General features: G+C 44.8%; 12 protein-coding genes. 5 read left to right on the top strand and 7 right to left on the bottom strand.

The genetic code is table 11. The features are described from left to right. The first annotated feature begins 8 nt into the window (after positions 1–8). The gene (locus KYK27_RS17520) at positions 9–521 is read left to right on the top strand and encodes a peptidylprolyl isomerase (protein WP_199111612.1); all 513 of its coding nucleotides are present in this window, start codon (positions 9–11) and stop codon (positions 519–521) included. Positions 522–1,210: 689 nt separating this feature from the next. On the opposite strand, the gene KYK27_RS17515 is transcribed toward KYK27_RS17520, so the two are convergent. Continuing rightward, positions 1,211–1,795: an ACP phosphodiesterase gene (locus tag KYK27_RS17515; RefSeq protein WP_199111611.1), complete on the bottom strand. Its 585-nt coding sequence runs from the start codon at positions 1,793–1,795 to the stop codon at positions 1,211–1,213. Positions 1,796–1,926: 131 nt separating this feature from the next. Here KYK27_RS17515 and KYK27_RS17510 point away from each other — a divergent pair, with 131 nt between their 5' ends. Both KYK27_RS17510 and KYK27_RS17505 read left to right on the top strand, forming a co-directional pair. Further along, positions 1,927–2,421 carry a pyridoxamine 5'-phosphate oxidase family protein gene (locus tag KYK27_RS17510; protein ID WP_199111610.1) on the top strand — a complete coding sequence of 165 codons (495 nt, stop codon included), beginning with the start codon at positions 1,927–1,929 and terminating at the stop codon, positions 2,419–2,421. Between the two features lie 142 nt (positions 2,422–2,563). Beyond that, positions 2,564–3,295, top strand: a complete 732-nt coding sequence (locus KYK27_RS17505) for a spheroidene monooxygenase (RefSeq protein ID WP_199111609.1) — start codon at positions 2,564–2,566, stop codon at positions 3,293–3,295. Here KYK27_RS17505 and KYK27_RS17500 read toward each other — a convergent pair. Together KYK27_RS17500 and KYK27_RS17495 are read right to left on the bottom strand one after the other, a co-directional pair. After that, complete coding sequence (locus KYK27_RS17500; protein WP_199111608.1) at positions 3,292–4,011, bottom strand: DUF1003 domain-containing protein; 720 nt, start codon at positions 4,009–4,011, stop codon at positions 3,292–3,294. The genes KYK27_RS17505 and KYK27_RS17500 overlap by 4 nt on opposite strands. Before the next feature lie 64 nt (positions 4,012–4,075). Beyond that, complete coding sequence (locus KYK27_RS17495; RefSeq protein WP_199111607.1) at positions 4,076–4,729, bottom strand: DsbA family protein; 654 nt, start codon at positions 4,727–4,729, stop codon at positions 4,076–4,078. 217 nt (positions 4,730–4,946) lie between these two features. Here KYK27_RS17495 and leuS point away from each other — a divergent pair, with 217 nt between their 5' ends. Next, complete coding sequence (leuS, locus tag KYK27_RS17490; RefSeq protein ID WP_199111606.1) at positions 4,947–7,712, top strand: leucine--tRNA ligase; 2,766 nt, start codon at positions 4,947–4,949, stop codon at positions 7,710–7,712. 159 nt (positions 7,713–7,871) lie between these two features. On the opposite strand, the gene KYK27_RS17485 is transcribed toward leuS, so the two are convergent. The 4 genes from KYK27_RS17485 to ispG form a co-directional block, all read right to left on the bottom strand. Next, positions 7,872–8,360: a MarR family winged helix-turn-helix transcriptional regulator gene (locus KYK27_RS17485; protein ID WP_199111605.1), complete on the bottom strand. Its 489-nt coding sequence runs from the start codon at positions 8,358–8,360 to the stop codon at positions 7,872–7,874. A 225-nt stretch (positions 8,361–8,585) separates the two neighbouring features. Next, entirely contained in the window at positions 8,586–8,945 is a 360-nt protein-coding gene (locus tag KYK27_RS17480) for an MmcQ/YjbR family DNA-binding protein (protein ID WP_199111604.1), read from the bottom strand. Between the two features lie 86 nt (positions 8,946–9,031). Continuing rightward, positions 9,032–9,196 (bottom strand): DUF6728 family protein, encoded by a 165-nt coding sequence (locus KYK27_RS17475; RefSeq protein ID WP_187030079.1) that lies wholly within the window; start codon positions 9,194–9,196, stop codon positions 9,032–9,034. 108 nt (positions 9,197–9,304) lie between these two features. After that, entirely contained in the window at positions 9,305–11,278 is a 1,974-nt protein-coding gene (gene ispG / locus KYK27_RS17470) for a (E)-4-hydroxy-3-methylbut-2-enyl-diphosphate synthase (protein ID WP_199111603.1), read from the bottom strand. 156 nt (positions 11,279–11,434) lie between these two features. On the opposite strand from ispG, the gene KYK27_RS17465 reads away from it, so the two are divergent. Continuing rightward, positions 11,435–11,800 (top strand): hypothetical protein, encoded by a 366-nt coding sequence (locus tag KYK27_RS17465; RefSeq protein ID WP_199111602.1) that lies wholly within the window; start codon positions 11,435–11,437, stop codon positions 11,798–11,800. Positions 11,801–12,447 lie beyond the last annotated feature (647 nt).

Genomic DNA, 12,447 nt, shown 5'->3' with positions numbered 1-12,447 from the left:
ACGATAAAATGAAAATTGAAAAGAACAAAGTAGTAACGCTTACCTACGAACTGCGTGTGCAAAACGAAAACGGAGAGCAAAGCGTGATAGAAATAGCGAACGAAGAGCAACCAATGGCTTTTATTTACGGTATGAGCGGATTGCCGGATCAGTTTGAAGAAAACCTGAGCACCCTGAGCGAAGGCGATAACTTCGACTTTAAACTGGACGCAGAAGAAGGCTACGGCGAATACGATGAAAATGCTGTAGTTGAATTGCCAATGAACGTTTTTGAAGTAGAAGGTGCCGTACCGGATAACATGCTGGAAGTGGGTAACTTTATTCCAATGACAGACAGCGAAGGCAACCAGTTACAGGGCCGTGTAGCAGAAGTTACCGACTCCAATGTAAAGATGGACTTTAACCACCCGCTTGCTGGTAAAGAATTATACTTTAAGGGCAAAGTTGCCCAGGTGCGTGAGGCTACCAAGGAAGAGTTAGATCATGGTCACGTACATGGCGCAGGCGGCCATCATCATTAATAGATGATTTGACTTTATAAAAAAGCAGCATGAGTCTCTACTTATACTGCTTTTTTGTTTCATAGTTTACCTTCTTATTATTCCAGGCAATGGCCGAGGGATCTAATGTATCCTTTAGTTTCCTTTTTTGTCATTTCGACGTCAGGAGAAATCTATCTCAGCTTTTTGCGAACTATAGTTGCAACTAGAACCTAGGCTTTCCTTTCAAATATCCTGTATTCCTGGGAGCTCAATTAACCCATCGTTTCAATTTATCTTTGGTGCCCTCACGGCCTGGAGGCCCCGTCTTCGGGCATCGCGCGGTGTACATTTGCTTTGCTCCTGCGTCGCAATGCCTGGCGGCACCACAAATCTACAAGGCGCTCAACCCAAAGACTGAAATCAGTTCGATAGTTAAGCTATAGTTTAATAGATGTTGATGCATTTAGCTTTATCGTGGTTGTAGTTTCGAGGGAACAGGTAAACCTGTCCTGCTCATGGACTGTAACTATAGCAAATTCAGATTTCTCCTTCCGTCGAAATGACAGTTTGGCAAACTGTAGTCGAAAGTCCCCCTTTGAAGGGGGCAGGGGGATGACAAACGGAAACTATAGAACTATAGCCGAGAACAATAGCGACAGCCGAAATTCCCCTCTCGGGAGGGGCAGGGGTGGGTAAAGGCCGCAACTATAAAACAATAGCCACCAACCTCAAATCTCACGCTTCATCACCTCCACATATTGCTCCAACTCCGGGAAAAAAAGCTCAAAATCCTGGTAGTACAAACTATAGTTTAAAGTAAGCTCCTCTCCTGCTGTTTCCATTCCGGATTCAAAACTTGTGCGGCGGCTAAGCCCTGTTAACGCACGGGCTATTCCTTCTATTTCAGCATAACCTAACAGCCAGTTTTGCTCCACCATATATGGGAAAAAATACTGCACCCGCTCCGGTAAAGCAGCAAAATGGCTGTTGATCAGACTATAAGCACGTTGGCTATAATCCTCTAACGACTCGTTGGCGAACCTCTCAAAATGCTTTGCTAGGAAATGGTCGAAATATAAGTCTGCCACTACCGGCGCGTACTTTTTATACTTCTCCCGCAGGCGTGCTTTTGTTTCTGAAACTACCGGGTGCGTATCGGTATAGGTATCGATCAGGCGATGTAGTTTTATGCCGCGGGCAATCCCCGGACTATAAAGTGCAGCTTTGTTGCCTTTCACAGCATCCGCAATAAAGTTGCCGAGCAGCAGTTCTTCGTCGTCACCAGACAAGTATAAATGGGCGAGGTAATTCAAAACTATAGATTAAGGTAGATCACTTTAAACATCTTATACTTTGTATTGTTCTCAAAAGTATAAACTAACGCTTACAAACCCTTTGCTTTAAGGGCTCGTAATCAGAAACACAAATCCAAGAAAATAAAACTATGAATAACGAACAAAACGATAACCTGCAGAAACTGATAGACAAGATAAAAGACGTTGATACTGCCATGATGACCACCGCAGACGATGACGGCTGCCTGAGAAGCCGCCCGATGCGTAACATGCAGATCAAAGAAGATGGCGTAATATGGTTCTTTACTGGTTATGAATCTGCCAAATCGCATGAGTTAAAAAATGACTCCCATGTTAACCTTAGCTATGCAGATCCATCTAATAACCTGTATGTGTCGGTATCTGGCAGGGCTTCTTTGTCGAGAGATAAAGCTAAAATTGATGAACTATGGAATCCGGCTATGAAAGCCTGGTTTCCGGAAGGCAAAGAGGATCCGAATGTGGGTTTGATAAAAGTTACGATAGATAAAGCAGAATACTGGGACTCGCCGAACAGTGCAGTAGTGCATTTATATGGCATGGTAAAAGCAGCCATTACCGGAGAGCGTGCTGATCCGGGCGAAAACAAAAAGATCAACCTGTAAGTATAAAACTATACCTATAGCTTGAAAGCAACACCTGCCTTACTCCCGTTCGGCAGGTGTTTTGAGTATAGGCGTTTAATTAAATTTTGCTTTTGCAGGATAACACTTTACTTTCAACTCTAAACCCTTAATCCATCTGCCATTGTCTGCAACTATAGTTCCTGTACCGCGCCTCACGACGCTCACCTTATTTGGTATTAAAAAGGGGCACCTGCGGTGGGGGTTAGCACAAATGGGTGCGTCTGGAACGAAGTTAGCGAAAGTACCGGGTTTGCTTTTTTATAAACTACTTGGCAGCGGACGCGGCAGAGGCTTTAGCATTAAACCAAATTTTTACCGGTATGGTATGCTTTGTACCTGGGAAAACGACGAAGCGGCAGCTAACTATTTCCGGAGTTCAGACCTGATGAAGGAATATGAACAGCACACGTTTGAAAGCTGGACCTGCTATATGCACCCCTTGCAGAGTCATGGGCAATGGGATAAACATGAACCCTTCTCTCCTGTTGTTTCAGAATCTTATAGTTCGGGACCGATTGCTGTGCTTACCCGGGCCAGTATAAACCTGCGAGCCTTACCTAACTTCTGGCGTTTTGTGCCGCAATCCAGCAAAGCGCTCGATGAGGCTGATGGGTTGCTGTGCTCAATTGGCCTGGGGGAATTACCACTTATCCGCCAGGCAACGTTCAGCATCTGGGAGTCGGCAGAGGCTATGAAAAAATATGCCTACCGCAACCCGAAGCACCAGGAAGTAATCAGAAGAACCCGCTCCGAAAACTGGTACTCTGAAGAGCTTTTTGCCCGGTTTATCCCTCTCAAAACAGTTGGTACCTGGAACGGATCAGACCCGGTAGGTAGCTACGTGGCTGGTTAATGTTTTTTACTTTTTAAGCCCACCATGATATCTTCCAGCAGGTCTACCTGAATTTGTTGTATCTCTATCAGGCGCTGGTTCTGGTTGATGATCAGATGATCTATCTTTTCGTGCAGTAACCTTATTTCCAGCTCTGCCTTCAGGTTTACCTGGTAATCATACTCGGAGCGTTGCCGGTCTTTTGCCTCTTTCCTGTTCTGGCTCATCATAATAATAGGAGCTTGTATGGCTGCCAGGCAGGAAAGTATCAGGTTTAAGAGAATAAAAGGAAAAGGGTCAAAAGGACGGCTGGCTACAAAATACACATTGATGGCCATCCAAAGAAAAAGAAATGAAAAGAAGATCAGGATAAACGTCCAGCTTCCACCAAATTCAGCAATTTTATCGGATACACGCTCCCCGAAAGTAAGATTTTCAGATAGTTCTGTTTCTATATTAGACGACAGTAACTCGTGTTCGTTTATGCTTTTGATTACTTCTTTTTCCAGCTCAGATAATTCTCCGAGCTCGCTGGTAAGCATGTTTTCGAGGTACTTATTGCGGTACTGGTTTAGCACAGCAATAGAAACAAAACCATTTTCATCGAGATGAGGATGGTCTGCTTTCATCAAATCCAGGATGCCCTTGCGTATGTCTGTGCCGGACACCAGTTGCTGCATTGGCAAATGTTTTCCGGTTACCTGGCAAACACCGCTGTTACTACGATGCGTTTTCATATGTTTCTGGCATTACCTTTAAAGAACCATACGCAGAAAACGGCAGCGGCGGTATTTGTAGCGTTTATGTTGGGTTGTTGATCTGTTTTAATGCATTCTTAAGCAGCATATCCATGGCTTCATACGTTCTAAAACCACGGCTCAGCAAATGTACCTCGTGTCCGTTTAGCAGGTACATACTCGGGAAAGCAATAGCCTGCAGGTGGCGGGCGATCACAAAATCCTGCTGAGCTTTCTCTTTCATGTCATCGGAGCTAAACTTCTCCAGGAAAGCATCTTCTTCAATCCCAAATGTAGAAGCAATCTCGGCTAACACAACCTCATTGGTTACATCATTATTACCAGCATAAAAAGCAGACTGCACTTTCTCTGCCATTTCCAGTTCAGCTTCTGGTTTCAGGTAACGCATGGTAATTACTGCCCTGCAAGCGGGTTCTGTGTTATAGATAAAATCTGCCCTATCAAAGAAACTATAGTTAAAAGGCTGACCGGTAACCTGCTCCACGTCCTGCCAGTGCTGTTTGGTTTTGGCTATATTTTCGGCGTCCATGGGCTCCGTGTTTGCACGGAGTCCGCCCAGCACCAGTTTAAAGTTTAGTTTGCCTTCCTGTTCCTGTTTAATTTGAGTTAGAACCGGCGCAAAACCATAGCACCACGAGCACATCGGGTCCATTACATAGATCAGGTGCGGCACATCCAGCAGATCGTATTTTTCCATTTCTATAGTTGTTCTTTAAAGCTGCAAAGGTAGTATTGATTGTTGAATTGTTAAATTGTTGATTGTTTAAACGAGAGAATCATCCGAATCCAAGCAATTAATTATCCTAACTACTGGCATCACCCAATTAACAATTTAGCCATTTAGCCAGCCAACAATTGACAATTAACAATTATCTTAGCGGTTTAAGTTAGAACAAGCGAATTCGATTTAAACTATGTCAGAGTATAATTTCAGCCAGATTGAGAATAAATGGCAGCGTTACTGGGAAGAAAACCAGACGTTTAAAGCCAACGAAACCAACGGTAAACCAAAGTATTACGCCCTGGATATGTTCCCGTATCCGTCTGGTGCCGGTCTGCACGTTGGTCACCCGCTTGGCTATATTGCCTCTGACATTGTAAGCCGTTACAAGCGCCTGAAAGGCTTTAATGTACTGCACCCGATGGGCTTCGACTCGTTTGGCTTACCCGCCGAACAATATGCGATCCAAACTGGTCAGCACCCAGCCATAACTACAGAGCAGAACATTGCCCGCTATGTAGAGCAGCTGAAAAACATTGGTTTCTCTTTTGACTGGGAACGCGAAGTTCGTACCTCTGACCCGAACTACTATAAGTGGACGCAGTGGATATTTAAGCAGCTATTTAACAGCTACTATAACTATAGTTCTGACAAAGCGGAAAGCATAGATAAGCTGATCGCTGAGTTTGAAGCCAACGGTAATGCAACTATAAATGCCGCCTGCGATGAAGATACGCCTGCCTTCACTGCCGAAGAGTGGAAAAGCATGAACGAGCAGCAACAAGCAGAAATGTTACTGAAATACAGACTGACGTACGTTGCCGAAGCGGTTGTAAACTGGTGCCCAGCTTTAGGTACGGTACTGGCGAATGATGAAGTAGTTGGTGGTGTATCGGAGCGTGGCGGTTACCCGGTGGAGCGTAAGAAAATGCGCCAGTGGATGATGCGTATCACGGCGTATGCAGAGCGTTTGTTGCAGGGCCTGGAAACTATAGATTGGCCGGAACCTGTAAAAGAGATGCAGCGCAACTGGATCAGTAAATCGGTTGGTGCTGAGCTAGACTTTGCAATTGAAGGCGACGGTCATATTAAAGTTTTCACTACCCGCATCGATACTATTTTTGGGGCAACGTTTGTAGTGCTTGCTCCGGAACATGACCTGGTTGCACAAATTACGACGGATGCACAGCGTGCTCAAGTTGAAAAATATGTAAACGTAGCCAAAAACCGTTCGGAGCGTGAGCGTATGACGGATGTAAAAACCGTTAGCGGTGTATTTACGGGCGCGTACGCCATTAACCCGATCTCAGAAGAGCGTGTGCCGATCTGGATTGCGGATTATGTACTGGCTGGTTACGGTACTGGTGCGGTTATGGCCGTGCCGGGTCACGATTCGCGCGACTATGCATTTGCCAAACACTTTAACCTGCCAATAAGAGAAGTTGTAGCAGGTGGTAATTTAGAAGTTGAAGCCTATGCAGCAAAAGATGGTAAAATCATCAACTCCGGTTTCCTGAACGGACTGGACGTGAAAGATGCTATAAAAGCAGGCATAGCCAAAGCTGAAGAACTGGGTGTTGGCAAAGGTCGTGTGCAATATCGTATGCGCGATGCTGTTTTCAGTCGCCAGCGTTATTGGGGTGAGCCGGTGCCTGTTTACTTTAAAGATGGCATTCCGCAGTTATTAACTGATGAGGAATTGCCATTGGAGCTACCAAAGATTGATGCATATCTGCCAACTGAAACCGGTGAACCGCCACTTGGCCGCGCTGTTGACTGGAAGCATGAAAACCAGAATGAGTATGAGCTAAGCACTATGCCTGGGTGGGCAGGTAGCAGCTGGTACTGGTACCGTTACATGGACCCACAAAACAATACAGAGTTTGCAGCTAAAGACAAGATCGAATACTGGCGCAATGTAGACCTGTACATAGGTGGTTCAGAGCACGCAACCGGCCACTTGCTCTACTCCCGTTTCTGGAACAAGTTTATGTTTGACCTGGGCTTAGTAGTGGAAGAAGAGCCGTTCAAAAAGCTCATTAACCAGGGTATGATCCAGGGTCGTTCGAACTTTGTTTACCGCATTAACGGTACCAACAAGTACGTTTCTTTCGGTCTAAAAGACCAGTTTGAGACTACACAACTGCACGTGGATGTGAACATCGTAGAAAACGACATTCTTGATCTGGAAGCCTTTAAAACTTGGAGACCAGAGAATGCTGATGCAGAGTTTGTACTGGAAGATGGCAAATACCATGTAGGCGTTGAGATCGAGAAAATGTCAAAGTCGAAATACAACGTGGTGAATCCGGATGACCTGGTTGAAAAAATGGGTGCCGATACGCTTCGTATGTACGAAATGTTCCTGGGGCCACTCGAGCAGTTCAAGCCATGGAATACCAACGGCATGGACGGCGTTCACAAGTTCCTGAAAAAGTTCTGGAAGCTATTCCACGATAACAGCGGTAACTTTATAGTTTCAGATGATGAGCCAACTGCTGAAGAACTGAAAACGCTGCATAAAACGATCAAGAAAGTAGAAGAAGATATTGAGCGTTTCTCGTTCAACACGTCGGTGGCTACGTTTATGATCTGTGTAAATGAACTGACGCAGCTGAAAACAAACAAGCGCGCTATATTGGAGCCATTAACTATAGTTCTGGCACCTTATGCACCGCATATTACCGAAGAACTATGGCAGCAGCTTGGCCATTCGGAGAGTATCAGTTATGCTACGTTCCCTCAGTGGAAAGAAGAGTTCCTGGTTGAGAATACGTTTGAATACCCGGTATCCGTGAATGGTAAGACGCGTCATAAGCTTTCGTTTGCAACAGATACACCGCGCGAAGAGATCGAAAAGGCTGTTTTGGCAGACGAACAGGTAATTAGATTTTTTGATGGAAAAACACCAAAGAAAGTTATTATAGTACCTAACAAAATAATTAACGTGGTAGTATAAGAGTATTCCATTTTACCAACTAACTCACTGAAAGCCGCCAGATAACCCATTCTGGCGGCTTTTGGCTTTTATAGTTCGGGCGTAACTTTCAAACAAAAAAGGTGACGATGCATTGCATCATCACCTTGATTTAGTTTGTACTGCTATAGTTCCGCTGGTTTACACAGGAGTAACACGAATACGTTTAGAAGCCGTTTTTATAGATTTGCGAACTTTTGATAGTAGTTCACTCAGCTGCGTTGCTTCCTCCTCACTCAAGTCACTGAGCAGGCCATCTAACAGGCTAAGTTCCGGGTCAATACCGGCCATCAGGTCGTGGCCCTTCTCAGATAGGATAATATTTACCAATCGCTTATCATGCGGATTCTGCTTTACGTCAACAAAACCCTTTGCATTTAACCTACTCACTAACCTGGAAGTATCAGACATTTTATCCAGCATCTTATCCCGAAGTCCGGATGTTGAGATTGGTGTTGGATATTGATCCCTTAAAATACGTAATGCGTTATATTGTTGTGTGGTAAGGCCGTGGCGTTTAAAAAAGCTCTCATAACCATTAAAAAGAAATCCAGAAGTATAGAGAAGGTTCAAGCTAGCCTTCTGCCATTCGTTGCGGATTTTAATCCCAACTTCATTCTCAAAATGCATAAATTAGTCTCAGGTGTGCTCCAATTATACTTAAAAATTCTGAATAAATAAGATAGACGGTTAAAAAAATCATCTCAATGCCACTGTTCTATCGACCAACTGCAAATTATGCCTAAGAACGAAGTCATTCGGATTCTGCTTTCCTTCATATCCCTTGTTATAAGCACCGGTAAGTACAGTAAATATTAAAGGAATATCTCTTACCTATAAAGATGTATAAGGTTGCTACATCTTAAAATTTATAGACTGCTTTTGTGCCTTTGTCAATTTAGAAGCTACTAAAGAATAAGAGTAATCTATAAGCTCCTGTAATAATTGCTCAGGTAAACCAGCCTCAGGAAGTACTGTGTTCCAGTGCTGTTTGTTCATGTGGTATCCGGGCTTAACCTGCTGATACTCCTCCCGAAGCGCAACAGCCCGTTCAGGGTCGCATTTTAAAGCAATGCCTTGCTCAAACTCCGATATGCTGCACAGCGCATACATTTTCCCGCACACTTTAAAAACCAGCGTATCCTCATCAAAAGGCAGCTCTTCGGTGGTTCCGGGCTTGGCCAGGCAATAATCTCTGAAAGCTTCTATATGCATAATATCTAGGCTTAAACTATAATGTAAGGTAATAAAAAAGGAGAACCGTATGGCTCTCCTCTCTATAGTTTATAGTTAAATACTGCTTAAATATGCTTGATGATAAAGTATATAATAGCAGCCAGGAACATCAGAATTGATATTTTATTGATCGTATGCATGGCACGCAGGTTAAAAGTACTCTTGCGGTTCGGGTCTTTCTTACGGAAAAAGTAAGTGGCTACTTCCGTGAAATCAAATAATCCCTTCATATAGTTTTCAGTTAATAATGATCAGTACTCAAAAAGCAGTAACTATAGTTTGATGCTGCCTGGATTCATAATACTTAAAGATAATAAAAGATTTATAGTTGCTCGCGACTAATCTTCCAGTATGACCGGTTCGATCCAGCGGGCATCTTCGCGTATCAGTTCTATCAGTTCATCCACGGCGCGGTCAGCAGGCACTGATTTTTTAACCACCGTCTGCCCACGATAAAGCGCAATCTTGTCTTTACCAACACCCACGTAACCATAATCAGCATCGGCCATTTCACCAGGACCATTCACAATGCAACCCATAATCCCGATCTTCACTCCTTTCAGGTGGTCGGTGCGTTTACGGATCATTGCGGTCGTTTCCTGCAGGTCGAACAAGGTACGGCCGCAGCTTGGGCAACTGATGTACTCTGTTTTACTCATACGCGTGCGGGCCGCCTGCAGTATTCCAAAGCTCAGCTTATTCAGGGCATCAATCGTTTGCAGCCACGCTCCTTTTTCCTGGTCCGGTAACAATTCGGTGCCTAGCATTACACCATCTCCCAGCCCGTCAATCAGCAAACCTCCCACATCGGTAGAGGCGTATAGTTGCACTTCATCTGCGGTAAGCTGACCATAGGCTCTTTTAATGATACACGGAACCTGCACGCCTTTATTCGTCAACCTGAAGAAGCATTTGCGCAGCTCCGGCATGGCATGTTCGTTGGTCGTGTGCAGCATCAGCACAGAAGTACCGTCGGTCTTTAATCTTTCTAAAACTTCCGGAGTAAGATCATTTATAGTTGCCAGTACAAAGTTGAGATTAGCATGACGCGGCTGATCTGACAGGTATTGTGCTGTAGATAAAAGCGGGTGGAGGTGATCGCTGTGTTCCGCTTTTTGCCACGAACTATAGTTCACGATCTCTTTCAGTCCGTTTGGCAGCATGAACGTGATCGCGTTATCACCGGTATAGATATAGTCAGCTCCCAGGTCGTTCATGTTAAACTTATCGAGCAGCATGGAGTACAGGTGGCCCACACTTTTCAGGTCAGCATATTGTACATCAGTCAGGCGACTCAGGTCTGCTATAACACGGGGTACATTCTGCGCACCAAGGTTTTCTACTTCAATTGTTTCCCTGCGGTGATACTGGAAAGGATCAATCGGAACATTACAGATTGGTATGATCGGATCAGCTTTTTCGGCACGCTGTGTATAGCGGTCGATTAGTGCTTTGGCTACCGGAGCTTCTGCTTCGGGTGCTTCAGTTAGCGAAACGCGAACAGTATCGCCCAGGCCATCTTCCAGCAACGTACCAATACCGACGGCCGACTTAATACGCCCGTCTTCTGCTTCGCCAGCTTCCGTTACGCCCAAATGTAATGGGTAAGGCTGCAAACCTTCTTCGTCGAGTTTCTGAACAAGCAAACGATACGCCTGCACCATTACCTGTGTATTCGATGCCTTCATCGAGATTACCAGCTCATAGTAGCCTTCGCTTTCGCATATCCGGATAAACTCCAGCGCACTTTCCACCATTCCTATTGGGGTGTCGCCGTAGCGGCTCAGGATTCTGTCTGATAACGAACCGTGATTGGTACCGATTCGCATGGCAGTACCGTGTTCTTTACAAATGCGCACCAGGGGCAAAAAGCGATCACGGATACGGTCAAGCTCCGCCTGGTAAGTTTCGTCGTTGTATTCTATTACTTCAAATTTCTTCTTATCAGCATAGTTACCCGGGTTTACGCGAACTTTCTCAACTAAACGGGCAGCTACTTCAGCGGCATTCGGCGTAAAATGGATGTCGGCAACAAGGGGTACATTGTAACCACGCCTGTTAAGTTCATCTTTTATGTTCTTCAGGTTTTCAGCTTCCTTTATGCTGGGCGCTGTAATCCTGATATACTCACAACCGGCTTCTATCATCCGGATACACTGCTCCACAGAACCCAAGGTGTCCATGGTATCCACTGTCGTCATAGACTGCACCCGTATCGGGTAATCGCCGCCCATCGGAACGCCGCCTATCGTTACAACACGTGTTTTACGACGTTTATATTCAGTCAGGCTCGGGCAATAACTCTTATTCATTTGATCGATCTCGCAATTCATCTATCTCTTAACTAAAGTTGCGTCTGCTTTGTTCAAAGGGGAAATTACGTAAAATTAGCTTTTTTCGGCATAACAATAAGCAGACCGCACAGAAGTGTTCTGATTTACGTATGAAGCATTATAAATCAGGAACTTATGATACACATGCGCGCTTTTATGCCCGATAACACACAACAGCGGTTGAATGATCTGTTGCGCTGGGGCAAACTACGGCATGATCAGATAAGTCAGGCCATACTTATTACCAACGAATCTGTGATAGGATTTCTGAAGCGGCAGTTACAGAAAGGTAAATGGAGGGCCGTGAACGATGTGCTGGAAGGCAAACCCATGACCAAAGCCGGTAAGTTTATGTTGAGCGAACTCCGGGATCACATCACCACCAACCTGATCATGCGCCTAGGTTTGAGGAAAGTTATTGCCGTGAGCATAGCCCTAGTTATACTGCCTCTTGTACTCGCGAAAATAAGTGGTAATGTGATAAGCAGGTTTAAAAGCTAAGGTGGGTTGTTTTAAAGTGGAGGGTTACCCACCCCTGCCCCTCCCAAGAGGGGAATTTCGGCTATAGTTGTAGTTGGTAGCTAAAGTTCTATAGTTACTGTTTGTCATCTCCCTGCCCCCTTCAAAGGGGGACTTTTTGCAGTACCAATATCAATTCTATAGTTACAGACCATGATCAGGACAGGTTTACCTGTCCCTACGAATCTATCACCACGATAAAGCTCGAAGCGAGAAGTTACAAACTATAGAAGAACTATAGCTATGCGAAACTTCACAGTCTTTGGGTTGAGCGCCTTGTAGATTTATGGTACCGAAGGTATTGTGAGGCACGAACAAAAGAAATGTACACCGCGCGATGCCCGAAGACGGGGCCTCCCGGCCGTGAGGGCATCAAAGCTAAATTGAAACGATAGGCACCTAGAGCTCCCAGGATTTGAGGAAACTATAGAAAAGATAGCTTAATTCGGATTGCAAAAAGACTTCAACTATAAGCCGAGATAGATTTCTCCTTTCGTCGAAATGACAAAAGAGAAGTAAATCAACTATAGTTCAGACGCTAGTAGGAGCTGCGCACGCTGCTAGGTCCTACAAAAACGGAAAATCGATCTAACTCCATTAATCCTGATACAGGCTAACTGTTTGAAATG

It is taken from the genome of Pontibacter populi (assembly GCF_019336435.1).
GTDB lineage: Bacteria > Bacteroidota > Bacteroidia > Cytophagales > Hymenobacteraceae > Pontibacter > Pontibacter humidus.
This window is presented reverse-complemented; position numbering and strand designations above follow the sequence as displayed.

What these genes read in the sequence shown, in the direction of transcription:
- KYK27_RS17520 (WP_199111612.1), top strand. Translation starts at nt 9, where the DNA reads ATGAAAATTGAAAAGAACAAAGTAGTAACGCTTACCTACGAACTGCGT.
- KYK27_RS17510 (WP_199111610.1), top strand. Translation starts at nt 1,927, where the DNA reads ATGAATAACGAACAAAACGATAACCTGCAGAAACTGATAGACAAGATA.
- KYK27_RS17500 (WP_199111608.1), bottom strand. Translation starts at nt 4,011, where the DNA reads ATGAAAACGCATCGTAGTAACAGCGGTGTTTGCCAGGTAACCGGAAAA.
- KYK27_RS17495 (WP_199111607.1), bottom strand. Translation starts at nt 4,729, where the DNA reads ATGGAAAAATACGATCTGCTGGATGTGCCGCACCTGATCTATGTAATG.
- leuS (WP_199111606.1), top strand. Translation starts at nt 4,947, where the DNA reads ATGTCAGAGTATAATTTCAGCCAGATTGAGAATAAATGGCAGCGTTAC.
- KYK27_RS17485 (WP_199111605.1), bottom strand. Translation starts at nt 8,360, where the DNA reads ATGCATTTTGAGAATGAAGTTGGGATTAAAATCCGCAACGAATGGCAG.
- KYK27_RS17480 (WP_199111604.1), bottom strand. Translation starts at nt 8,945, where the DNA reads ATGCATATAGAAGCTTTCAGAGATTATTGCCTGGCCAAGCCCGGAACC.
- KYK27_RS17475 (WP_187030079.1), bottom strand. Translation starts at nt 9,196, where the DNA reads ATGAAGGGATTATTTGATTTCACGGAAGTAGCCACTTACTTTTTCCGT.
- ispG (WP_199111603.1), bottom strand. Translation starts at nt 11,278, where the DNA reads ATGAATAAGAGTTATTGCCCGAGCCTGACTGAATATAAACGTCGTAAA.
- KYK27_RS17465 (WP_199111602.1), top strand. Translation starts at nt 11,435, where the DNA reads ATGATACACATGCGCGCTTTTATGCCCGATAACACACAACAGCGGTTG.